The following is a 23011-nucleotide window of genomic DNA, read 5'->3' as shown; positions in this document are numbered from 1 at the left end:
ACCACACCGGTGGGGCGGAACACCTTCCCGCCCCGCCGGTCCGCGGCCCACCCCCGCCGCGCCGCACCACAGGAAAAGAGCACCACCCCATGTCGCCGTCGCCGACCCCCACCGGCCTGCGCATCAAGTCACCCGAGTCCCTCCTCGCCGAGTCCGGCGCCGATCTGGAGGGGCACGGCCTCCACCGCACCATGGGGCTCTTCCAGCTCGTGTGCTTCGGCGTCGGCGCGATCGTCGGCACCGGCATCTTCGTCGGCCTGTCCGACACGGTCGCCGAGGCCGGTCCCGCCGTCCTCGTCTCCTTCGTGCTTGCCGCGCTGACCTGCGTCTTCACTGCGTTCTCGTTCGCGGAGCTGGGCAGCGCGATCCCGGTCTCCGGGTCCTCGTACTCGTTCGCCTACGCGAGCCTCGGCGAACGCGTCGCCTTCCTCGCCGGCTGGTGTCTGCTCCTGGAGTACGGCGTCTCGGTCTCGGCCGTCGCCGTCGGCTGGAGCCAGTACCTGAACGAACTCCTGCACAGCCTCGTCGGCTGGCGGCTGCCGGACGCCCTGTCGGCCGGACCCGGTGACGGCGGCGTGGTCAATCTGCCCGCCGTGCTCGTCATCCTGATGGCCGCGACGCTCCTGGTGCGGGGCGTCCGCGAGAGCGCGCGGGCCACCGCCGCCATGGCGGTGCTCAAGATCGGCATTCTGGTCGCGTTCTGTGTGATCGGCTTCAGCGCGTTCAAGGCGGGCCATCTGGCGCCGTTCATGTCGGCCGGCGTCGGCGGCGTCACCTCGGGCGCCTCGCTCGCCTTCTTCTCGTACATCGGCTTCGACGCGATCACCACGGCCGGCGAGGAGGTCAAGAACCCGCGGCGGAACATCCCGATCGCCATCCTGATCTGCATCGGCGTCGTCACGCTGCTGTACTGCGCCGTCGCCGTGGCGGCCATCGGCGCGCTCGGCGCGGACGCCGTCGGCGACAAGCCCGCCGCGCTCTCCCTCGTCGTCAACAAGGTCACCGACTCGACCGTCGGCGGCGGCATCATCGCGTTCGGCGCGGTCGTCGCCATCGCGTCCGTCGTCCTCGCGGTGATGTACGGGCAGACGCGCATCCTGCTGTCGATGTCGCGGGACGGGCTGATCCCGCGCGTCTTCGAGAGGGTCTCGCCGAGGACGGCGACGCCCGTCGCCAACACCTGGATCGTCGCGCTCGTCTTCGCGGTCCCGGCCGCCTTCTCGTCGCTCGACGCCGTGGTCGACCTGACCACCATCGGCACGCTCGCCACCATGGCCGTCGTCAACGTGGCCGTGGTCGCCCTGCGCCGTTCGCACCCCGGCCTGACGCGCTCGTTCCGGGTGCCGCTGTACCCGCTGAGCCCGGTCCTCGGCGTCGCGATGTGCCTGTACCTGATCTGGGGGACGGGCTGGACGACGTGGGTCCAGTTCGCCGTGTTCCTCGTGGTCGGAGCGCTGGTCTACGCGTTCTACGGGCGCCGGCACTCGCGGCTCGGCGCCACCGGACCGGCTACTTCTCCGCGGCCCGGCGCTGGCGCGGGATCGCGGGAAGGGTGAACCAGACGGCCTTGCCGGTCGCGGTGGGGCGGTGCCCGCACGACGCGCTCAGCGTCCGGATCAGCAGCAGGCCGCGGCCGTGCTCCTGCCACGGGTCGGGCATCTCGGCGTCGTCCGGGTTGGTGAGATCCGTGGGCGGCGACGGGTCCGGGTCGTGCACCTCGACCTGGCAGCAGGTCTCGAGCAGCTCCACCACCAGCTCGATCGGGGTCTCCCCGGTCGTGTGCTCCACCGCGTTCGCCACCAGCTCGGCGGTGAGCAGCTCGGCGGTGTCCGTATCGGCCGCCGGTGCGTCGATTTCCGCGAGCGCGGTACGGACGAGGGCGCGCGCCACCGGCACGGCGGCGGCCGTGTGCGGCAGGGCCAGACGCCATGAGGTCGGGGTGGGAGGGCCGGTGGGGGAGCCGGATGAAGGAGGCAAGGCGAGTCCTGAGTGGGTGGCTCGGGGACGGGCTGGGGGGGAGCGGACGGGCGACGCGCGGACCAGGACGCCCCACGTCGTCGGAGTGCCGTCCTGACTTCAACTTTATGAATGGTACGGCGTGCGTCGATAGAGGCTCCCGGTGGTGTTCCTCGGGACATTGGGCTCTATGGGCTGATGTGCCCCTTATCTCCCCTGTGGACGGCGGCGGCCGACAGCGGGCAGCGGTGGCCGACAGCGGGTGGCGGCGGCCGACGGCGGCGGAACAACCACGGTTATTGCGTAGTACTGACGCCCGTCACAAAGCGGTGATAGCTTCGAGAGGTATGAGGCCCTTCACCGGCTCCACCGCGCGCACCGAGACCTGGCACCACCTCTCCTACGCCGTGGACGCGACCGGAGTCGCGACGGTCACGCTCGCCCGGCCCGAGAAACTCAACGCCCTCACCTTCGGCGCCTACGCCGACCTCCGCGACCTCCTCGCCGAGCTGTCCCGCGAGAAGACGGTGCGCGCCCTCGTCCTCACCGGGCGGGGGCGCGGCTTCTGCTCCGGCGGCGACGTCGACGAGATCATCGGCGCCACCCTCGCCATGGACACCGCCCGGCTGCTCGACTTCAACCGGATGACGGGCCAGGTGGTGCGGGCGATCAGGGAGGCGCCGTTCCCGGTGGTCGCGGCCGTGCACGGGGTCGCGGCGGGCGCCGGCGCCGTCCTCGCGCTCGCCGCCGACTTCCGGATCGCGGACCCCAGCGCGCGCTTCGCCTTCCTCTTCACCAAGGTCGGCCTCTCCGGCGGCGACATGGGCGCCGCCTATCTGCTGCCGCGCGTCGTCGGCCTCGGCCACGCCACCCGGCTCCTGATGCTCGGCGACACGGTCCGCGCCCCCGAGGCCGAACGGATCGGGCTGATCAGCCGGCTCACGGAGGAAGGCGGCGCCGACGAGGCGGCGCTCGCCCTCGCCCGGCGCCTCGCCGAAGGCCCCGCCCTCGCCCACGCCCAGACCAAGGCGCTGCTCACCGCCGAACTCGACATGCCCCTCGCCGCGGCGGTCGAGCTGGACGCGGCGACGCAGGCGCTGCTCATGCACGGCGAGGACTACGCCGAGTTCCACGCCGCCTTCACCGAGAAGCGGGCGCCCAAATGGCAGGGGAGGTGACGCCGGCATGACCCCGCGCGCGCAGCGCGTCGCCGTCGTCGGCGGCGGTCCCGGCGGCCTGTACGCGGCCGCGCTCCTCAAACGCCTCGACCCGGACCGCGAGATCACGGTCTGGGAGCGCAATGCCCCGCACGACACGTTCGGCTTCGGCGTCGTCCTCTCCGACGAGACCCTCGGCGGCATCGAACACGCCGACCCGGTGATCTACGCGTCCCTGCGGGACGAGTTCGTGCGCTGGGACGACATCGACATCGTCCACCGGGGTGTGCGCCACACCTCCGGCGGCCACGGCTTCGCCGCGCTCGGCCGCCGCCGTCTCCTCCAGATCCTGGAGGACCGCTGCCGCGACCTCGGCGTCACGCTGCGCTTCCGCGCCGAGGCGCCGCCCGTCGCCGAGCTGTGTGCCGCGTACGACCTGGTCGTCGCCGCCGACGGGGTGCGCAGCCGGACCCGGGAGACGTACGCCGACGCGTTCCGCCCGCGCGTCGAGGAGCACCGCAACCGGTACATCTGGCTCGCCGCCGACTTCGCGTTCGACGCGTTCCGCTTCGAGATCGCGGAGACCGAGCACGGCGTGATGCAACTGCACGGCTACCCGTACAGCGGCGACGCGTCCACCGTCATCGTCGAGATGCGCGAGGAGGTGTGGCGGGCGGCGGGCTTCGCGGACCTGGACGTGCGCGAGTCGGTCGAGCGCGCGGCGAAGGTGTTCGCGGACGCGCTGGACGGACGCGGCCTGCGCGCGAACAACTCGTCGTGGGCGCGCTTTCGCACCGTGGTCAACGAGACGTGGTCGCACGGCACATGCGTCCTCATCGGCGACGCGGCGCACACCGCGCACTTCTCCATCGGCTCCGGGACGAAACTCGCCGTCGAGGACGCGCTCGCGCTCGCCGCGTCGCTCCACGAACAGCCCACCGTCGAGGCGGCGCTCACCGCGTACGAGGCCGAGCGCAGGCCCGTCGTCGCCTCCACGCAGCGGGCCGCGCGGGCCAGCCTCGGATGGTTCGAGGACCTCGCGCGCCATCTCGGGCAGCCACCACGGCAGTTCGCGTTCAACCTGCTCACGCGCAGCCGCCGGGTCACGCACGACAATCTGCGGCTGCGGGACGCGGCGTTCACGGCGTCGGTGGAGGAGGAGTTCGGCTGCCCGCCGGGCACGCCGCCGATGTTCACGCCCTTCCGGCTGCGCGGGCTGCGGCTGCGCAACCGGGTCGTCGTCTCCCCGATGGACATGTACTCGGCGGTCGAGGGCGTCCCCGGCGACTTCCACCTCGTCCACCTCGGGGCGCGGGCGCTCGGCGGGGCGGGCCTCGTCATGACGGAGATGGTGTGCGTCAGCCCCGAGGGCCGCATCACACCGGGCTGCGCCGGTCTCTACACCCCCGAGCAGGGCGCGGCATGGCGCCGCGTCACCGACTTCGTCCACACCCGGGCACCCGGCACGGCGATCGGCGTCCAGCTGGGCCACTCCGGCCGCAAAGGCTCCACCCGGCTCATGTGGGAGGGCATGGACGAGCCGCTCCCGGTGCCGGAGGAGAACTGGCCGCTGGGGGCGGCGTCGGCGATTCCGTACCGGGAGGGCGGCCAGGTGCCGCGCGAGCTGACGCGGAGCGAACTCGGCGCCATACGCGCGGAGTTCGTGACGTCGGCGCGTCGAGCGGCGGAGGCCGGCTTCGACCTCCTCGAACTGCACTGCGCGCACGGCTACCTGCTGTCCGGCTTCTTGTCGCCCCTGACGAATCGACGCACGGACGCGTACGGGGGCGCGCTTGCGGGGCGGATGCGGTTCCCGCTGGAGGTGTTCGACGCGGTACGGGAGGTGTGGCCCCGGGACCGCCCGATGACCGTGCGGATCTCGGCGACGGACTGGGCGGACGGGGGGACGGGGCCGGACGACGCGGTGGCCATGGCACGGGCGTTCGCCGCGCACGGGGCCGACGCGATCGACGTCTCCACCGGCCAGGTCGTCTCCGACGAACACCCGGAGTTCGGCCGCTCCTACCAGGTCCCCTACGCGGACCGCATCCGCGGCGAGACGGGGATCCCGGTGATCTCGGTGGGAGCGATCTCGTCCTGGGACGACGTGAACTCCCTGATCCTGGCGGGCCGCACCGACCTGTGCGCCCTCGCCCGCCCCCACCTGTACGACCCGAACTGGACGCTGCACGCGGCGGCGGAGCAAGGGTATGCGGGGGCGGGGGTGGTGTGGCCCGAGCCGTATCGTGCGGGGAGCCGACGGCCGCAGACGGGGCGCTCGGACGCCCCGAAGCCGAGGCTTTCCCTGCCGGGTTGAGCCGGCGTCTGCCCTCTGTTGCCGCGTTGGCGGCTGTCCCGCCACGACGAAACCGTCGATGGCGTCCGGGGTCACCCCACGAACCGCGCCCCCGCCTCCCGCAACCGCGCGTGCAGCCCCCGGAACACCGCTGCCGACCGCACCCCCGGCCACCCCTCGGGGAGCAGCCGCGCGGGGAGTCCCGGGTCGGCGTAGGGGAGGTGGCGCCATGAGTCGAGGGCGAGGAGGTAGTCGCGGTAGGCCTCGCGGGGCGGGGTGTCGGTGCGGGTCTCCCAGGCGCGGAGCACCGGCTCGTGCTCGTCGAGGAACGCCTCGTGCAGCTTGGCCAGGGCTGTCAGGTCCCACCAGCGGGCCACCGCGTCGGCGGTCGCCGCGAACCCGAGGTGCTCCCCGCGGAACAGGTCGACGTACGCGGCGCAGCCGGCCCGCTCCAGGGTGTGCCGCGTCTCCTCGTACAGCTGGGCGGGGGCGAGCCAGACGCCGGGCGCGGCCGTGCCGAAGCCGAGCCCGGTCAGCGTGGAGCGCAGGACGTGCCGCTTGGCGCGCTGCGCCTCGGGCACGGAGAACACGGCGAGCACCCAGCCGCCCCCGCCACCGTCGTCGGGCGCCCCGTACACGCGCCGGTCACCGTCGGCGAGGAGCTGGCGCGCGTCGTCCGACAGGGCGTACCCGGCGGCGCCCGACGCGCTGCGCGCGGCAAGGAGCAGCCCGCGCCGCTTGAGGCGGGACACGGCGGACCGGACGGAGGGCGCGTCCACCCCGGCGGCGCCGAGCAGCCGGATCAGTTCGGCGACCGGTACGGGCCCGGGGAGCCCGCGCCCGTAGGCGCCGTAGAGGGTGACGATGAGGGAGCGAGGGGTGTGCGCCTGCGCCTGGCCGGGGGTGCTGGGGGTCTGCTGCTCGGACACGCGATCACTGTACGGTTCCGGGCCCGTGCCCCGGCCGTGCGGGCTCGCGCAACCTGAACCGCTGCAGCTTTCCCGTGGCCGTGCGCGGCAGCGCGTCGAGGAACACGAACTCCCGCGGGCACTTGTACGGCACGAGTTCGGCCCGGACGAACGCGCGCAGGACGTCCGGGTCCTGCCGTGCCCCGGGCCGCGTCACCACGTAGGCGACGGCTATCTGCCCGCGCGTCGCGTCGGCGCGGCCCACGACCGCCGCCTCCGTCACGTCCGGGTGGCGCAGCAGCGCGTCCTCGACCTCGGGGCCCGCGATGTTGTACCCGGCGCTGATGATCATGTCGTCGGCGCGGGCGACGTAGCGGAAGTAGCCGTCGGGCTCGCGGACGTAGGTGTCCCCGGTGATGTTCCAGCCGTGCCGTACGTACGTGGTCTGCCGCTCGTCGGCGAGGTAGCGGCAGCCGACGGGCCCGCGCACGGCGAGCGACCCCGGTTCGCCGTCCGGAAGTTCGTGCCCCTCGTCGTCCACGACGCGCGCCTGCCAGCCCGGCACCGGACGGCCCGTGGTCCCCGGCCGGATCTCCTCGTCGGCGGCGGAGATGAAGATGTGGAGCAGCTCGGTCGCCCCGATGCCGTTGATGATCCGCAGGCCCGTCGCGTCGTGCCAGGCGTGCCAGGTGGCGGCGGGCAGGTTCTCCCCGGCGGAGACGCAGCGCCGCAGACCGCTCACGTCGTACGTGGACCAGTCCGGGTCCGCGAGCATCGCCCGGTACGCCGTCGGCGCCGTGAACAGGACCGACACCCGGTGCGCGGCGACGGCGGGCAACAGCTGGCGCGGGCCCGCCTGTTCGAGCAGCAGCGCCGAGGCGCCGGCGCGCAGCGGGAAGACGACGAGCCCGCCGAGCCCGAACGTGAAGCCGAGGGGCGGGCTGCCCGCGAACACGTCGTCCGGCGTCGCCCGCACCACGTGGCGCGCGAAGGTGTCGGCGACGGCGAGCACGTCCCGGTGGAAGTGCATGCAGCCCTTGGGCCGCCCGGTGGTTCCCGAGGTGAAGGCGATGAGGGCGACGTCGTCGGCGGAGGTCGCCACGGCCTCGTACGACGCGGGTTTGGCGGGCGTCCGGTGCGAGAGGTCGTCGGGCCCGTCGCCGCCGAACGTCGTGATCCGCAGGCCCGGCACCTCCGCCTTGACCAGGTCGTCGACCGTCCGGGCGTCGCACAGCGCGTGCCGCACCCGCGCGATCGCGCACATCGTCGCCAGCTCGGCGGAGCGCTGCCGCGCCAGCACGGTCACGGCGACGCCGCCCGCCTTCATCACGGCGAGCCAGCACGCGACGAGGCCGGGGGTGGTGGGCCCGCGCAGCAGCACCCGGTTGCCCGGCACGACCCCGAGGTCCTCGGTCAGCACGTGCGCGATGCGGTCGACGCGCTCCCGCAACTCCCCGTACGTGCACGTCGGCCTGCCGGGGGAGTGGAAGGCGGGCCGGTCCGGGCCGAACCGGCGCACGGTCGCGTCGAGCAGTTCGGCGCCGCAGTTCAGCCGCTCCGGATAGCGCAGTTCCGGCAGGTCGAAGGTGAGGCCGGGCCAGAGCGCGGCGGGCGGCAGATGGTCGCGCGCGAACGTGTCGGTGTGGCCGGACGGGTGCAGGGAGAGGGATGGCTGGGTCATGAGGGGCGCCCCCTTGCCATGGCGTGGTCGCGCGGCGAGCCGTGACGGTGCGTCGAACATGTCGAGTCGCGTCGGGGCCCCGGGCAGCCGGAGCCGCGTCGGCGCCCCGGGCAGCTCGAACCGCGTCGGCGCTTCGAGCACGTCGAGTCCGTATCGGCGCTTCGAGCGTATCGTGATGGTGACGACAGTCAACGGCACGCGATACGGTGCGCGGGGACGCCACGGACCCCGGCGTCCCTCCGTCTTGGGAGGAGCTCCGGCGTATGGGCACGTTCTCGCTCGCACCCGACCAACTCGCCTGGTGCGCCGAGCTGCGCGAACTGGCGGAGCGCCGGCTCGCCCCGGTCGCGGAGAAGGGTGAACCGGGCCGCGTCAACCGCCCCCTCGTCGCCGAACTCGGCCAACTCGGCCTGCTGAACCGGCTGTTCACCTCCACCGCGCTCGACCTGTGCCTGATGCGCGAGTCCCTCGCCCAGGTCTGCACCGAGGCGGAGACGGCTCTCGCCCTGCAAGGTCTCGGCGCGCACCCCGTGCACGCGTACGGCACGAAGGAGCAGCGCGAGCGCTGGCTGCCCGAGGTGAGCGCGGGGCGCGCGGTCGCCGCGTTCGCGCTGAGCGAGCCGGGCGCGGGCTCCGACGCGGCGGCCCTCGCGCTCCGCGCCGAGCCCCAGGGGGCCCAGGCAGCCCAAAAAGCTGAGGGCGACCAGGGCGACCAGGGCGACGGCTGGCGGCTGACCGGCGAGAAGTGCTGGATCTCCAACGCCCCAGAGGCCGACCTCTACACCGTCTTCGCCCGCACCGGCGCCCCGGCGGAGGGCGCCCGCGGCGTCACCGCGTTCCTCGTCCCCGCCGACCGGCCGGGGCTGACCGGCGACCACCTCGACATGCTCTCCCAGCACCCCATCGGCCTGCTCACCTTCGCCGGGGTGCCGGTAGGCCCGGACGACGTGCTCGGCGAGGTCGGCGACGGCTTCCGGGTCGCGATGAACACCCTGAACCTGTTCCGGCCCAGCGTCGGCGCCTTCGCCGTCGGCATGGCGCAGGCGGCGCTCGACGCGACGCTCGCCCACACCGCCCGGCGCCAGGCGTTCGGCGGCCCGTTGAAGGACCTGCAGACCGTCGCCCACCAGGTCGCCGACATGGCCCTGCGCGTCGAGTCGGCCCGGCTCCTCGTGTACGCGGCGGCGTCGGCGTACGACGAGGGGGCGGACGGGGTGCCCCGGCGGGCGGCGATGGCGAAACTCCTCGCGACGGAGACGGCGCAGCAGGTCGTCGACGCGGCGGTGCAGTTGCACGGCGCGCGGGCGCTGCACCGCGGCCACCTCCTGGAGCACCTGTACCGCGAGGTGCGGGCGCCGCGCATCTACGAGGGCGCGACCGAGATCCAGCGGGCGATCATCGCCCGGGACCTGTACCGCGAGTCGGCGGAGGCGCGATGACCCTCGAACGCCACAACCCGGCGGAACTCTCCCCGCCCACCGGTTTCTCCCACGCCGTCGTCGCCACCGGGACCCGCCTGGTCATGCTGGCGGGTCAGACCGCCCTGGACGCGGACGGCAAGGTCACCGGCGCGACGCTCCCGGAACAGTTCGAGCGGGCTCTGTCCAACCTCCTCACGGCCCTGCGCCACGCGGGCGGCACCCCGGCCGACCTGGCCCGCGTCACGGTCTACACGACGGACGTACCGGACTACCGCGCCCACGCCCGCGAACTCGGCCTCATCTGGCGGGAGTTGGCAGGCCGCGACTACCCGGCGATGGCGGTCATCGGCGTCGCCCGCCTCTGGGACGAACAGGCCCTGGTCGAGATCGACGGCACGGCCGTACTTCCCTGAGGGCCGGGCCGCCTCAGGGCGCCGGCGGCACCCGGAAGCGCCGCCGGTACTCCGTCGGCGTCGTGTTCAGCCGCCGGCGGAAGGCCCGTACGAGCGTGTCCGTCGTTCCGAACCCGCACAGGGTCGCCACCCGCTCCAGGGTGGCGTCGGAGGACTCCAGCTCATGGCGGGCCTTCTCCACCCGTACCGACTCGATGTAGGCGTGCGGGGTCGTGCCGAGTTCGGTCTTGAAGAGCCGGGTCAGGTGCCGGTCGCTGACGTGGGCGTACGCGGCGAGATCGACGACGGTGAGCGGTTCGCCGATGTGCCGCAGGATGTGATGGCGCAGGTCCTCGATGCGCCGTGTCGTCGACACCTGTTCCAGGGGCACGCTGAACTGGCTCTGCCCGCTGGGCCGCTTCAGGTACATCACGAGCTGCCGCGCGACCCGCAGGGCGACCGCCTCGCCGAGGTCGTCGGCGATCAGCGCGAGCGAGAGGTCGAGGCAGGCGCTGATTCCCGCCCCCGTCCACACGTTGCCCTCGCGGATGAAGATCGGGTCGGCGTCGACCTCGACCGCCGGATGGTCGGCGGCGAGCTGCTGCGCGGTGGACCAGTGGGTCGTGGCGCGCTTGCCGTCGAGCAGACCGGCGGCGGCGAGCAGATGCGCCCCGACGCACACGGACGTGATCCGGTGCGTCCGCTCAGCCAATACCCGCACCCATTCCACGAGCCCGGGTTCGACGAGCGGATGCACACGCCGCTCCTCGTCGAACTCCACCGCGCCCGGCACGATGAGCGTGTCGATGGTGCCCGCGGCGGCCTGCGCGAAGGTGAGATCCGGCAGGATGCGCACGCCCGCGCCCGTGGTGACCGGGTCCATGGTCTCGGCGGCGAGCAGCACTTGGTACCCGGCGGCCTCCTCGGTCTCGCGCAGGGCGAGCGAGAACACCTCCGGCGGCCCGGTGACGTCGAGCAGGTCGACGCCCTCGAAGAGCACGATCACGATGAGCCGTCTGACGCGGTCCGGCACGGAGCCCCCTTCGGACGCATGCCTCTCCCCGGCATGTCGGTATCTGCATGTTAGACGTCATTGCCGACGTCACAGCGGGCTCATAGCGTGATGGACGTGGCCCGGTGACCATCCCGGACCGCGGCTCCCACCCGTATTCCTAAGGCGGTACACCCATGTCCCGAACCACGCTGCGCGAGCTCAACGGCTTCGACGAGACCCCCGCGACCCTGGCCGGCTCGACGCTGATCCTCATCGACTTCCAGAACACCTACACCCGGGGCGTGATGGAGCTCGACGGCTGGGAGGAGTCCCTCGACGCCGCGGCCCAGCTCCTCACCCGGGCACGGGAGGCGGGCACCAAGGTCGTCCACGTCATCAACGACGGCGGCGAGGGCACCCCGTACGACATCCGCGCGGAGATCGGTCGGATCCACTCGAAGCTGACGCCCGCCGACGGTGAGGAGGTCGTGGTCAAGCAGGTCCCGAACGCCTTCGTCGGCACGGACCTCGCCACGCACCTCACCGAGGGCCAGGACGTGATCATCGCGGGCTGGATGACACACATGTGCGTGGCGTTCACCGCGCAGGGCGCCTTCCTCAACGGCAACCGCCCGACCGTCGTCGCCGAGGCCACCGCCACCCGCTCGCTCCCGGTCGCGGGCGTCGACGTCCCCGCCGGGCAGGTGCACCAGTCGGCCCTCGCCACCATCGCCGACCTGTACGGCGTCGTCGTCCCGACCCAGAAGGAGATCGTCTGATGCAGACGGCCAAGAAGCCGAAGCTGTTCCGCACCGCCGCCGCGCTCGGCGCCGCCGCCGTCCTCGCCGCGACCATGACGGCGTGCGGGGGCGACTCGGAGGCGGCGACGCGTACGGACAAGGGCAGTCAGCGGCACGAGAAGAACGACGCGAAGAACTATGCGAAGGACACCACCACCCTCCGCAGCTTGATGAAGCTGGACGAGACCCCGGCGAAGCTCTCGAACGCCACCCTCGTCCTCGTCGACTACCAGAACGTCTACACCGGCGGCGCGATGGAACTGACCGGCTGGCGGCAGGCGGTCGACAACACCAAGGCGCTCCTCGACCGCGCCCGCAAGGCGCACACCCCGGTCGTCCACATCGTCGAGAAGGGCTACGACCTCGACTCGAAGGCCGGCCAGATCATCCCGGCGCTCAAGCCCGCCAAGGGCGAGACCGTCGTCGAGAAGGCCGTCCCCAACGGCTTCCACGACACGAACCTCGACGCCGTGCTGAAGAAGACGGGCCGCGAGAACGTCATCATCTCCGGCTTCATGACGCACATGTGCACCCTGTTCACCACCGAGGGCGCGGTCTACAACGGCTACCACCCCACGGTCGTCGGCGACGCGTCCGCCACCCGCCCGCTGCCCGTGAAGGGCAACCCGCGGGGCATCCCGGCGCAGCAGGTGCACGAGTCGGCGCTGGCCACGATCCAGGACCGGTTCGGCGTCGTCGTCCCGAAGCAGCGCGACATCAAGTGACGTAACGCTTCCCCTCTCCACCCCCCCCACCCCCCACTTCCCCCCATCCCCCCCAACCAAAGGTTTCCCCCCATGCACAAGCACCGGAAATTGAACCCCAAGTCCTCAGGGAGAAAACGAAGATGGCTACGCGCAGAGGCTTCATAGGCGGCGCCACCGGCATCAGCACCGCCGCCCTCATCGGCTACTCCGCGGCCCCGAGCGTCGCGGACGCCGGTGACAGCGCGGCGGCCGCGGTCACCCAGACCCAGGCCCGCGAGTCGCTGTTCGCGGTGAACGCGGGCATGCGCGCCAACTACGCCACGCTCAAGGCGGAGTTGATAAAGCACCTCTCACCGGTCGTCGTCGTCCAGAACGACGCCAAGGGCGGCCGGTTCACCCTCGTGACGAAGGACGGACAGGAGTCCGTCAACCCCGTGTCGCAGACGTTCGAGCTGGCGAAGTCCATCGCCCACGTCCCGCTCGGCATCTTCTCGGTGATCGCCAGCTACCTGGCGGACAAGATCCCGAACCTGCCCAACGCCAACCGGATCGACCCGCACGACCTGGTCATGGTCGCCTTCAACGACGAGTCGTCCACGGCCTGGATCGAGCCGCTGAAGGCGTACGCGGCCAAGCTCGCCACCGCCCGCGCCAACCTGCCCGCCGCCGGTCTGCCGTCCACCCTCGCCACGTCCTGCGCGACGATCCTCGACGGCGGCGTGAAGTTCATCAACGCGTCGATCGCGGCGAAGCACTTCGACATGAAGTCCTTCGAGGACTTCTCCGGCAGCGTCTACCCGGCGATCCGCACCAACATGGAGCACGCCTCGCAGGCCCAGATCAAGGGTGTGCAGGACATCATGAAGACCTGGCGCGCCAAGGTCGGCGAGACGGCGTGGGCCGACCTGTACTGCGTGGTGCTCTCGCAGTGGACGACGAGCGTCCTCAACCAGAACACCATCATCCTCAAGGACTGCATGAACGCGGCGAAGGTGTCCACGCACCTCATCGACCTGCCCGGTCTGGAGCCCCCGGCCGACCCGATCTTCACCGCGCTCGACAACCTCGCCCGCATCGTGCAGGACAACATCGCCGCCGAGATGGTCTTCCCGAAGGACACGACGGTCGCCGACGCCCTCAAGGGCCAGCAGGACCTGCTCTCCGACGAGATCCTCAAGCAGCTCGGCAGCAATTCGGTGACGACGCTGTCCGCGCCGTCCTACAACACGGTCGCCTCGGCCTCCGCCGCCGGGGTGTGCCCGGTCCCGCACTGAAGGGGAAGCGGGCCCACCCCTCGCCGGATCAGATGTCCCGGAACGTCTCGATCTGCGCGCCGACGGAGTTGAGCCGCTCCGCCAGATCCTCGTAGCCGCGGTTGATGACGTACACGTTGCGCAGCACGGACGTGCCCTCGGCCGCCATCATCGCGAGGAGGACGACGACGGCGGGGCGCAGCGCGGGCGGGCACATCATCTCGGCGGCGCGCCAGCGGGTGGGGCCCTCGACGAGCACGCGGTGCGGGTCGAGGAGCTGGAGGCGGCCGCCGAGGCGGTTGAGGTCGGTGAGGTAGATCGCGCGGTTGTCGTAGACCCAGTCGTGGATGAGGGTCTGGCCCTGGGCGGCCGCCGCGATCGCCGCGAAGAACGGCACGTTGTCGATGTTCAGGCCGGGGAACGGCATCGGGTGGATCTTGTCGATCGGCGCCTCCAGCTTGGAGGGCCGGACGGTGAGGTCCACCAGGCGTGTCCGCCCGTTGTCGGCGGTGTACTCGGCGGTGCGGTCGTGGTCGAGGCCCATCTCCTCCAGGACCGCCAGCTCGATCTCCAGGAACTCGATCGGCACGCGGCGCACCGTCAGCTCGGACTCGGTGACGACGGCGGCGGCGAGCAGGCTCATCGCCTCGACCGGGTCCTCGGACGGCGAGTAGTCCACGTCGACGTCGATCGTGGCGAGGCCGTGCACGGTGAGGGTCGTCGTGCCGATGCCGTCGACGCGGACGCCGAGCGCCTCCAGGAAGAAGCACAGGTCCTGGACCATGTAGTTGGAGGAGGCGTTGCGGATGACGGTCGTGCCCTCGTGGCGGGCGGCGGCGAGCAGCGCGTTCTCCGTCACCGTGTCGCCGCGCTCGGTCAGCACGATCGGGCGGTCGGGGGCGACCTCCGGCTGCACCTCGGCGTGGTAGAGCCCCTCGGTCGCGGTGATGTCCAGGCCGAAGCGGCGCAGGGCGATCATGTGCGGCTCGATGGTGCGGGTGCCGAGGTCGCAGCCGCCCGCGTAGGGGAGCGTGAAGCGGTCCATGCGGTGCAGCAGCGGGCCGAGGAACATGATGATCGAGCGGGTGCGGCGGGCCGCCTGCGCGTCGATCGCCTCCATGTCGAGGCGGGCGGGCGGGACGATCTCCAGGTCGACGCCGTCGTTGATCCAGCGGGTGCGTACGCCGATCGAGTTCAGCACCTCCAGGAGGCGGTAGACCTCCTCGATGCGGGCGACGCGGCGCAGCACGGTGCGGCCGTCGTTCAGGAGGGACGCGCAGAGCAGCGCCACGCACGCGTTCTTGCTCGTCTTCACGTCGATCGCGCCCGACAGCCGACGGCCGCCGACCACGCGCAGATGCATCGGTCCGGCGTAGCCCAAGGAGACGATCTCGCTGTCGAGAGCTTCGCCGATTCGGGCGATCATCTCAAGGCTGATGTTTTGATTGCCGCGCTCGATGCGGTTCACAGCGCTCTGGCTGGTGCCGAGCGCCTCGGCAAGCTGACTCTGTGTCCAGCCCCGATGCTGACGGGCGTCACGGATGAGCTTGCCGATACGTACGAGGTAATCGTCTGCCATGGCGGCAGGCTATCTCAGATATGAGATGATGCATCCCGAGGGGGCCGACCGAGTCCCCTACGCGTCAGTGGCGCTTGGCGGAGCGCTTGGCGGTAGTCGTCTTGCGCCAGCCGAACGGGCCCGGCAGGTCCATCGACGTCGTACGCCGGCCGGTGCTGCTGTGCGTGTGGCGCGGGCCGTGCGAGCCGCCGCCGGTCGTGATCGACCAGGACTTGCGGTTGATGTTGAGGCGCACCCCCGGCAGGATCCGGAAGCTCTTGCGGAACGTCAGCGGCATGACAACCCATTCCCCTCCGTCGAGGACCGCGCGGCGTGGACCGTTCGGTGTGGTCCGTTGCGGTCGTCCGTGGAGCCCGCTTACCCGCGCGCGCGGGTATCAGTCGAGCCCTCCGGAGGGCGGGTGTTAGAGTTATCTCGACATCGAGATATCTGCCGAGGCGCCCCGCGGCCGCCCGGCGCCGCCGACTCGGGCGTAAGGGTAGTGAGGTTACCGGTAAGGGTTACCTAACTTAGCCTTACCTCACCGAATCGGCAACGTGGCGTGGCGGCAGGATTGCGGTGGAACGCGCACATCAATGAAGGAGACTGTCGTGTCGGCGAACAGCTTCGACGCCCGCAGCACGCTGCGCGTGGGCGACGAGTCGTACGAGATCTTCAGGCTGGACAAGGTCGAGGGCTCCGCTCGCCTTCCCTACAGCCTCAAGGTTCTGCTGGAGAACCTGCTCCGCACCGAGGACGGCGCGAACATCACCGCCGACCACATCCGTGCGCTCGGCGGCTGGGACTCCCAGGCCCAGCCCTCGCAGGAGATCCAGTTCACGCCGGCTCGCGTGATCATGCAGGACTTCACCGGCGTGCCCTGCGTCGTCGACCTCGCCACCATGCGTGAGGCCGTCAAGGAGCTGGGCGGCGACGCCGACAAGGTCAACCCGCTCTCCCCGGCCGAGCTGGTCATCGACCACTCCGTCATCGCCGACAAGTTCGGCACGAAGGACGCCTTCGGCCAGAACGTCGAGCTGGAGTACGGCCGCAACAAGGAGCGCTACCAGTTCCTGCGCTGGGGCCAGACCGCCTTCGACGACTTCAAGGTCGTCCCCCCGGGCACCGGCATCGTCCACCAGGTCAACATCGAGCACCTGGCGCGCACGGTCATGGTCCGAGGCGGCCAGGCGTACCCCGACACCCTCGTCGGCACCGACTCGCACACCACGATGGTCAACGGCCTGGGCGTGCTCGGCTGGGGCGTCGGCGGCATCGAGGCCGAGGCCGCGATGCTCGGCCAGCCGGTCTCCATGCTGATCCCGCGCGTCGTCGGCTTCAAGCTGACGGGCGAGCTGAAGCCGGGCACGACCGCCACCGACCTGGTCCTCACGATCACCGAGATGCTGCGCAAGCACGGCGTCGTCGGCAAGTTCGTCGAGTTCTACGGTGAGGGCGTCGCCGCGACCTCCCTCGCGAACCGCGCGACCATCGGCAACATGTCGCCGGAGTTCGGTTCGACGGCCGCGATCTTCCCGATCGACGGCGAGACCCTGAACTACCTCAAGCTCACCGGCCGCTCCGAGCAGCAGGTCGCGCTCGTCGAGGCGTACGCCAAGGAGCAGGGCCTCTGGCTCCACCCGGCCGCCGAGCCCGACTTCTCCGAGAAGCTGGAGCTGGACCTCGCGACGGTCGTCCCGTCGATCGCCGGTCCCAAGCGCCCGCAGGACCGCATCGTCCTCGCGAACGCCGCCGAGCAGTTCAAGACGGACGTCCGCAACTACGTCGACTCGGTCGACGAGGCGGGCAAGGAGTCCTTCCCGGCCTCCGACGCCCCGGCCGCCTCGAACGGCGTCCCGTCGAACCCGGTCACCGTGACCGCCCCCGACGGCACCACGTACGAGCTGGACCACGGCGCGGTGACGGTCGCGGCCATCACCTCCTGCACCAACACCTCGAACCCGTACGTCATGGTCGCCGCCGCGCTGGTGGCCAAGAAGGCGGTCGAGAAGGGCCTGACCCGCAAGCCCTGGGTCAAGACCACCCTCGCCCCGGGCTCGAAGGTCGTCACCGACTACTTCGACAAGGCGGGGCTCACCCCCTACCTCGACAAGGTCGGCTTCAACCTCGTCGGCTACGGCTGCACCACCTGCATCGGCAACTCGGGCCCGCTGCCCGAGGAGGTCTCGAAGGCCGTCAACGACCACGACCTCGCCGTCACCTCGGTCCTCTCCGGCAACCGGAACTTCGAGGGCCGCATCAACCCCGACGTCAAGATGAACTACCTGGCGTCCCCGCCGCTGGTCGTCGCGTACGCCATCGCCGGTTCGATGAAGGTCGACATCACCAAGGACGCGCTCGGCGTCGACCAGGACGGCAACGCCGTGCACCTGGCCGACATCTGGCCGACCGAGGCCGAGGTCAACGACGTCGTCGCCAACTCCATCGGCGAGGACATGTTCAACAAGTCCTACTCCGACGTCTTCGCGGGCGACGCCCAGTGGCAGGCGCTGCCGATCCCGACCGGCAACACCTTCGAGTGGGACAGCGAGTCCACCTACGTCCGCAAGCCCCCGTACTTCGAGGGCATGACGATGGAGACGACCCCGGTCTCCGACATCACGGGCGCCCGCGTCCTCGCCAAGCTCGGCGACTCGGTGACGACGGACCACATCTCGCCCGCCGGTGCCATCAAGGCCGACACCCCGGCCGGCAAGTACCTCACGGAGCACGGCGTCGAGCGCCGCGACTTCAACTCCTACGGCTCGCGCCGTGGCAACCACGAGGTCATGATCCGCGGCACGTTCGCCAACATCCGCCTGCGCAACCAGCTCGCGCCGGGCACCGAGGGCGGCTACACCCGCGACTTCACGAAGGAGGACGCCCCCGTTTCCTTCATCTACGACGCCTCGCGCAACTACATCGAGCAGGGCACCCCGCTCGTCATCCTGGGCGGCAAGGAGTACGGCTCCGGCTCGTCCCGCGACTGGGCGGCCAAGGGCACCGCGCTCCTCGGCGTCAAGGTCGTCATCACCGAGTCGTACGAGCGCATCCACCGCTCGAACCTCATCGGCATGGGCGTCCTCCCGCTCCAGTTCCCCGAGGGCCAGAACGCGTCGTCGCTCGGCCTCACCGGCGAGGAGACCTTCTCCTTCACGGGCATCGAGGAGCTGAACAACGGCACCACCCCGCGCACGGTCAAGGTCACGACCGACACGGGCGTGGAGTTCGACGCGGTCGTCCGCATCGACACCCCCGGCGAGGCGGACTACTACCGCAACGGCGGCATCATGCAGTACGTGCTGCGCAACCTGATCCGCAAGTAAGCGATCCGGTAACGCAGTTCAGGGCCGCATCCCCGGTGAACGGGGGTGCGGCCCTGTCGTCGTTGTCGTCGTCGCGTTCTTCATGAGCCCCCGGGCCACTGAGCTCTGGTGGCCTCTCGGCCTTCACTGGACTTCCGAATACGTTCCGAATGAATATTGTGGACGCATGACCATAGCGGCAGACCTCCCCGTGGCGACTCGGCGCTCCTCGGACCTGAGCAAGCACTCCGCCGAGGTCTTCGCCGAGGCCGAGGACCACCCCGTGACGGTGACCCGGCGCGACGGCGAGGCTCTGGTCCTGATGTCGCAGCGCGAGGCCGAGGGCCGTGCCCGCTTGCTGAACTTTGCCGCACAGCTCATCACCGTCACCCTCGACGACCACGGCTCTCTCGCTGAGCGGATGTCCAAGGCCTTCCCTTGGATGCTTGCACTGTCGCCGGCCGACCGGGAGTCCTGTGCGCAGGACCTCGTCGATGCGGCGCGCGCCTCGTTCTCCACCAACCAGCCGCACCTCGCGATCGCGGAGCTGACCTCCTGGAGGGAGACGGCCACCGCCGTTGCAGCCGGGCTCAGCAGCGGCAGCGCCGATTTGGAGTGGCTCGACGACGACGATGAGAGAAGGGATGGCGCGACCTCGTCGCGACGATCCGTAACTCCATGACGGAGGCCTGGGACTTCCTCACGCGGACGCCACTGTCCACGACGCCGACGAACTATCGGCTCAAGGGAGAACTCGGCGTCATCGAGCGTGGCGGCGCGACCCATGAGCGGTGGCAGCACAAACCGACTGCGAAGGGCACCGCGCGCATCTGGTTCTACGTCCACGAGCGCACGGTCTTCTTGGAGCAGGTGCACACGAGCCACCCGAACGAAACGAAGTAGGCGGGCTTCGCAGCCGGGACGACTGGTCTGTCGTAGCGTTCTTTATGCGGCCCATCTTTTCCGGTGCTCGGTGCGGACGTGGTCCCACAGGCGCGCTCGCTCGGCCGCGCCCACGTCATCCAGGTTCAGGTGGAACACGTCGGCGAGTGCGTCGTACCAGTCCTCGGCGACATCGATCACCCGCTCCTCCGTGCCCCCGGCCTCGATCCTGCGCAGCACGCAGCCGCGCAGCATGACGACGCCCTTTGATTCGCGCAGTTGCGCCTGAAAGACCCGGACGAACCCGGACTCGGGCGACGTCGACAGCTCTACGTGCTTCGCCTCGAACGCAGCGATGCCGACGGGCTCCGGGTCGAAGACCATCGTGTCGAACGCGCCGCGCGGGTCGTGCGTGAACCGCCACCCTCCGGGGACCACCGTGGAAGGTGCCATCCCGTACGTGAACGGGCCCTGTGTGTACGTGCCTTGGCGGAGCGGGAGGGGTTCGTGGATGCCGCCTGCGAGTCCGACATCGACCAGCCAGCGTTCGCCGTCCAGGCCGACCGTCAGCGCGAGGTGGTCGCCGCCGGGGCCGTCCGGGTCCTCGACCTCGTCCTGCACCCCGGCCACGTGCAACGTCACGTCATAGCCGAGGGCTTGGAGGAGCGCGGCGAAACCGCCGTTGAGCGTGAAGCAATAGCCGCCGCGTCCTCGGAGGAACCGAGCTGCGGATTCGGCGGGGTCGATGTTCGTGCGCCGACCGAGCTGGTTGTCGAGCGTCTCGTACGGGATGCGCTCTACGTGGGCGCGGTGCAAGGCCCAGAGGGCGTCGGCGGTAGGAGCGGCTGGCCGTGCTGCTCCGAGCACGGCCAGGTATCTGTCTACGTCGATCACGCAGCAGCGCCGCTCAGGAAACCGGCCCAGGCGCCCGGGGTGACGGTGAAGTGGGGGCCGTCCGGGTCCTTGGAGTCGCGGATGTGGATGGCGGTGGGGTGGGCGGATACTTCTACGCACTGACCGCCTTCGTCGCTGCTGTGGCTCGACTTCTGCCAGTCGTGAGCGACTTCGACGCAGGCGCCGCCTTCACTGCCGCTGTGGCTCGACTTCCGCCAGGCGTAGGCGACTTCGAGGCAAGCGCCGCCTTCGTCGCTGCTGTAACTCGACTTGAACCAGTTCAGTGCGGTGCTCATTGCTCTCCTACCAGCCGGTCCAACAGGCCTCTGGTCTCCTTGGGGCTGAGGGCCTGTGACCGCAGCATCGCATATTTGCGTTCCAGGATGGACACCTCGCCCGCGTTGGAAACCCACTGGCTTCCGCGCTGAGATTCGGTATAAGCCAGGCGCTGATGCTCTGCCGTTTCTAGAAGGATGAAGGGCCCCGCAGTACCGGCGTTCTCCTGTGCATCGAGTGCCAGGACCTGCAAGGAAACGCTCGGCAGGTCCGCGCACGCCCGCAGGTGACGCAACTGCTCCGCCCGCACCACCGGTTCCGCGATGCCCATTCTTAGTGCGGGCTCCCACACAACAAAGCTCAGCGTCGGCGGACACTTGCGGCGCAGTATGGCCTGCCGCTCGACACGCCCCGCCGTCCTCGACTCGATCTCGTCCGCGTCGTACGCGGGCACGCGCTGCCCCAGCAGGGTGCGGGCGTAGTCCTCGGTCTGGAGCAGGCCCGGCACGACCAGGGTGTCGTACCAGCACAAGGCGATGGCCTCGCGCTCGTGCTGGATGTACGACTCGGCCCACATGGGGAACTGGTCCACCTCGGGCAGGGCGGCCACCGCGACGGCCAACACCCCCGGCGTCCCGAACAGTTCATCCATCGCGGCGGCCAGTTCGGGTACCAACGGCCGCCGAGCCTGCTCAATCGCAGCGATGGTCGACTCAGCCACCCCCAGCCGTTCCCCTAGCTCAGCCTGGGTGAGCCCGGCGGATCTCCGGAACAGGGCGACAAGGTCGGCAACCATCCTCATCGCCGATGGACTCTTCAGCGGACGCTTCATAGTGCGCACTGCCCCCACCTTCAGGCTCGACCGACCCCGCGCGCACCCCGACGAATAATCCGTCGGGGTGCGCGCACTGTGACAGTCAATCACTCTGCGCAACCATCGCTCGCGTGAACCACGAATCCCGCGAGCGCACGTACCGCCGCGAACGCCAATCCGTCCCCGCAGCCCGCGATTTCACCCGGGCCGCGCTACACGACTGGGGCGTCAAGGACCGCGCGGACGACATCCTGCTCTGCGTCAGCGAACTCGCCACAAACGCGTTGCTGCACGGCGTCCCGCCCGGCCGGGGCTTCCTCCTCCGGGTGCAGCCATTCGCGTACGGGGTCCGCTTGGAGGTCCACGACAGCGGCGACGGCGCCCCCGCCGTGCCGAGCCCGGCGGCCGACGCCGAAGGGGGCCGGGGCCTGCTCCTGGTGACGGCGCTGGCCGACAGGTGGGGCGTAGGGGAGCGGGACCCCGGCAAGGTGGTGTGGTGCGAGATCGAGACCCGCTCACTCCGGAACGCGGCGGACCGACTCGCCGCCTGGCAGGCCACGCGGACGGGCGTCTCCGACGATCTGCGCGACCTGACCTTCGACGTGCTCGACGCGGTTACCGGTACCGGTAGATGATCCGGCCCCGAGTCAGGTCATACGGGCTCAGCTCCACGCGCACGCGGTCGAACGGCAGAACCTTGATGTAGTTTTTCCGGATCTTCCCGCTGATGTGCGCGAGCACTTTGTGGCCGTTCTCCAGTTCCACCTGGAACGTGGCGTTGCGCAGGCACTCCACGACGGTGCCCTCGATCTCGATTCCGGGGTTGGTCTTGGGCATCAGGTGAGTACGACCTCCAGGTTGCTGCCGACGCGCTCCGCGCCGACGCTGTCGAAAAGCGCGGCGGCGGCCGCGTTGGAATGGCTGACCTCGGCGGTGGCGGCGCGAACTCCCGCCCAATGCAAAGGATTCAGCACCTCGGCGAGCAGCGCCCGCCCGATGCCCCGCCGCTGCCGGTCGGCAAGGACGGCGATGAGGCCGATGCGCGGCTGCCGGGGGACCGGCGCCACCCGCACGAGCCCCACGTACCGGCCGCCGTCCTCCTCAGCCACCGCGTACTTGGTCGGGTCGACCACAGTCGCGTCGTCGAGGCGGGGCAGCACCTCGGCCGGCATCTCCTGCCAGCCCACGGTCGCCCCCACTTCGTCCCTGACGGCGCGGTCCAGCACCCGCAGTGGGTCCTTCTCCGCCGCCCCGAGGGGGAGGACGGTCACGCCCGCCGGGGCTTGCGCCGAGCCAAGGCCCGTGATCTCCGGGTCGGTGGGCGCCCGGTACACCCATTCACCGCGCCCGGCCGTGAAGCCGAGCCGTTCCCACCGTGCCCTCAGGGCGATATCGGCCGCGTCGACCATCGTGTGGAGCGGCCTGGGAAGGTCGGCGAGCATGGTGTCGGCGAGCTGGTCGAAGGTCGCGTCGCGCCAGGAGTCGATGCTGACGAAAAGACGGCCGTCGTGCCGCTTCCACGCCTGGGCCCGGCCGACCACCCGGCCGTCCTCCAGCGCCTGCCACTCATTGTTGTCCGTTGGATCCATAGGTCTCTGCCTTTCAGGAGTGCCGTGTTCCAGGCGCTCCCGGCGACCTATGTCATCCGCCCCACCGTGAAGAAGAGGAGAGCACCCACGTGCGTACTGCGTTCATGGGTCCCACCTCCTAGGTCAGT

22 protein-coding genes and 1 pseudogene are annotated in these 23011 nt (G+C 70.7%); 12 read left to right on the top strand and 11 right to left on the bottom strand.

Translation table 11 applies throughout. From position 1 onward, the window contains the following. Positions 1–89: 89 nt before the first annotated feature. Positions 90–1556: an amino acid permease gene (locus C1N81_RS15265; protein ID WP_394429398.1), complete on the top strand. Its 1467-nt coding sequence runs from the start codon at positions 90–92 to the stop codon at positions 1554–1556. Here C1N81_RS15265 and C1N81_RS15260 read toward each other — a convergent pair. Continuing rightward, positions 1510–1977, bottom strand: coding sequence for an ATP-binding protein (locus C1N81_RS15260; RefSeq protein WP_394429396.1), 468 nt, complete (start codon positions 1975–1977; stop codon positions 1510–1512). The two genes, C1N81_RS15265 and C1N81_RS15260, sit on opposite strands and share 47 nt — an antisense overlap. Before the next feature lie 326 nt (positions 1978–2303). Here C1N81_RS15260 and C1N81_RS15255 point away from each other — a divergent pair, with 326 nt between their 5' ends. Together C1N81_RS15255 and C1N81_RS15250 are read left to right on the top strand one after the other, a co-directional pair. Next, positions 2304–3134 (top strand): enoyl-CoA hydratase family protein, encoded by an 831-nt coding sequence (locus C1N81_RS15255; RefSeq protein ID WP_394429394.1) that lies wholly within the window; start codon positions 2304–2306, stop codon positions 3132–3134. Between the two features lie 7 nt (positions 3135–3141). Beyond that, complete coding sequence (locus C1N81_RS15250) at positions 3142–5430, top strand: bifunctional salicylyl-CoA 5-hydroxylase/oxidoreductase (protein ID WP_394429392.1); 2289 nt, start codon at positions 3142–3144, stop codon at positions 5428–5430. A 71-nt stretch (positions 5431–5501) separates the two neighbouring features. Here the strand turns inward: C1N81_RS15250 and C1N81_RS15245 are convergent, their stop codons facing one another. Both C1N81_RS15245 and C1N81_RS15240 read right to left on the bottom strand, forming a co-directional pair. Then, positions 5502–6338, bottom strand: a complete 837-nt coding sequence (locus C1N81_RS15245; protein ID WP_394429390.1) for a PaaX family transcriptional regulator — start codon at positions 6336–6338, stop codon at positions 5502–5504. A gap of 4 nt (positions 6339–6342) precedes the next feature. Continuing rightward, complete coding sequence (locus tag C1N81_RS15240; RefSeq protein WP_394429388.1) at positions 6343–7998, bottom strand: AMP-binding protein; 1656 nt, start codon at positions 7996–7998, stop codon at positions 6343–6345. Positions 7999–8261: 263 nt separating this feature from the next. Here C1N81_RS15240 and C1N81_RS15235 point away from each other — a divergent pair, with 263 nt between their 5' ends. Beyond that, entirely contained in the window at positions 8262–9437 is a 1176-nt protein-coding gene (locus tag C1N81_RS15235) for an acyl-CoA dehydrogenase family protein (protein WP_394429386.1), read from the top strand. Further along, positions 9434–9832, top strand: a complete 399-nt coding sequence (locus C1N81_RS15230; protein ID WP_394429384.1) for a RidA family protein — start codon at positions 9434–9436, stop codon at positions 9830–9832. The genes C1N81_RS15235 and C1N81_RS15230 overlap by 4 nt, the downstream gene beginning before the upstream one ends. 13 nt (positions 9833–9845) lie before the next feature. On the opposite strand, the gene C1N81_RS15225 is transcribed toward C1N81_RS15230, so the two are convergent. Then, positions 9846–10844 carry a GlxA family transcriptional regulator gene (locus C1N81_RS15225; protein WP_394429382.1) on the bottom strand — a complete coding sequence of 333 codons (999 nt, stop codon included), beginning with the start codon at positions 10842–10844 and terminating at the stop codon, positions 9846–9848. Positions 10845–10999: 155 nt separating this feature from the next. On the opposite strand from C1N81_RS15225, the gene C1N81_RS15220 reads away from it, so the two are divergent. From C1N81_RS15220 to C1N81_RS15210, 3 genes are all read left to right on the top strand, one after another. Beyond that, positions 11000–11584, top strand: coding sequence for a cysteine hydrolase family protein (locus C1N81_RS15220; protein ID WP_394429380.1), 585 nt, complete (start codon positions 11000–11002; stop codon positions 11582–11584). Continuing rightward, positions 11584–12330, top strand: coding sequence for a cysteine hydrolase family protein (locus tag C1N81_RS15215; protein WP_394429378.1), 747 nt, complete (start codon positions 11584–11586; stop codon positions 12328–12330). The genes C1N81_RS15220 and C1N81_RS15215 overlap by 1 nt, the downstream gene beginning before the upstream one ends. A 122-nt stretch (positions 12331–12452) precedes the next feature. Beyond that, the gene (locus C1N81_RS15210) at positions 12453–13586 is read left to right on the top strand and encodes a hypothetical protein (protein WP_394429376.1); all 1134 of its coding nucleotides are present in this window, start codon (positions 12453–12455) and stop codon (positions 13584–13586) included. A gap of 28 nt (positions 13587–13614) precedes the next feature. On the opposite strand, the gene C1N81_RS15205 is transcribed toward C1N81_RS15210, so the two are convergent. Both C1N81_RS15205 and C1N81_RS15200 read right to left on the bottom strand, forming a co-directional pair. Beyond that, the gene (locus C1N81_RS15205; protein WP_394429374.1) at positions 13615–15144 is read right to left on the bottom strand and encodes a helix-turn-helix domain-containing protein; all 1530 of its coding nucleotides are present in this window, start codon (positions 15142–15144) and stop codon (positions 13615–13617) included. A gap of 64 nt (positions 15145–15208) precedes the next feature. Beyond that, positions 15209–15421, bottom strand: coding sequence for a DUF4236 domain-containing protein (locus C1N81_RS15200; protein WP_394429372.1), 213 nt, complete (start codon positions 15419–15421; stop codon positions 15209–15211). Positions 15422–15734: 313 nt separating this feature from the next. On the opposite strand from C1N81_RS15200, the gene acnA reads away from it, so the two are divergent. The 3 genes from acnA to C1N81_RS15185 all read left to right on the top strand — a co-directional run bounded on the left by acnA (position 15735) and on the right by C1N81_RS15185 (position 19331). Continuing rightward, complete coding sequence (acnA, locus tag C1N81_RS15195; protein ID WP_394429370.1) at positions 15735–18449, top strand: aconitate hydratase AcnA; 2715 nt, start codon at positions 15735–15737, stop codon at positions 18447–18449. Between the two features lie 166 nt (positions 18450–18615). Continuing rightward, the gene (locus C1N81_RS15190; protein ID WP_394429369.1) at positions 18616–19110 is read left to right on the top strand and encodes a prevent-host-death protein; all 495 of its coding nucleotides are present in this window, start codon (positions 18616–18618) and stop codon (positions 19108–19110) included. Then, complete coding sequence (locus C1N81_RS15185) at positions 19107–19331, top strand: hypothetical protein (RefSeq protein WP_394429367.1); 225 nt, start codon at positions 19107–19109, stop codon at positions 19329–19331. The genes C1N81_RS15190 and C1N81_RS15185 overlap by 4 nt, the downstream gene beginning before the upstream one ends. Positions 19332–19373: 42 nt before the next feature. On the opposite strand, the gene C1N81_RS15180 is transcribed toward C1N81_RS15185, so the two are convergent. The 3 genes from C1N81_RS15180 to C1N81_RS15170 are packed head-to-tail and all read right to left on the bottom strand — an operon-like array spanning position 19374 to position 21276. After that, positions 19374–20204 (bottom strand): arylamine N-acetyltransferase family protein, encoded by an 831-nt coding sequence (locus C1N81_RS15180; RefSeq protein WP_394429365.1) that lies wholly within the window; start codon positions 20202–20204, stop codon positions 19374–19376. Further along, the gene (locus C1N81_RS15175; RefSeq protein WP_394429363.1) at positions 20201–20500 is read right to left on the bottom strand and encodes a DUF397 domain-containing protein; all 300 of its coding nucleotides are present in this window, start codon (positions 20498–20500) and stop codon (positions 20201–20203) included. The genes C1N81_RS15180 and C1N81_RS15175 overlap by 4 nt, the downstream gene beginning before the upstream one ends. Then, complete coding sequence (locus C1N81_RS15170) at positions 20497–21276, bottom strand: helix-turn-helix domain-containing protein (protein ID WP_394437966.1); 780 nt, start codon at positions 21274–21276, stop codon at positions 20497–20499. Before C1N81_RS15170 ends, C1N81_RS15175 begins: the two co-directional genes overlap by 4 nt. 140 nt (positions 21277–21416) lie before the next feature. On the opposite strand from C1N81_RS15170, the pseudogene C1N81_RS15165 reads away from it, so the two are divergent. After that, a pseudogene (locus tag C1N81_RS15165) lies at positions 21417–21794 on the top strand (ATP-binding protein); the annotation flags it as partial. A 115-nt stretch (positions 21795–21909) separates the two neighbouring features. On the opposite strand, the gene infA reads toward C1N81_RS15165, so the two are convergent. Then, positions 21910–22131 carry a translation initiation factor IF-1 gene (infA, locus tag C1N81_RS15160; RefSeq protein WP_394429361.1) on the bottom strand — a complete coding sequence of 74 codons (222 nt, stop codon included), beginning with the start codon at positions 22129–22131 and terminating at the stop codon, positions 21910–21912. Next, positions 22131–22883 (bottom strand): GNAT family N-acetyltransferase, encoded by a 753-nt coding sequence (locus C1N81_RS15155; protein ID WP_394429359.1) that lies wholly within the window; start codon positions 22881–22883, stop codon positions 22131–22133. The genes infA and C1N81_RS15155 overlap by 1 nt, the downstream gene beginning before the upstream one ends. Between the last annotated feature and the right edge of the window lie 128 nt (positions 22884–23011).

It is taken from the genome of Streptomyces sp. SGAir0957 (assembly GCF_043523415.1).
Note: the sequence above shows the minus strand (reverse complement) of the source record. Positions and strands in the feature narration are given on the sequence as shown.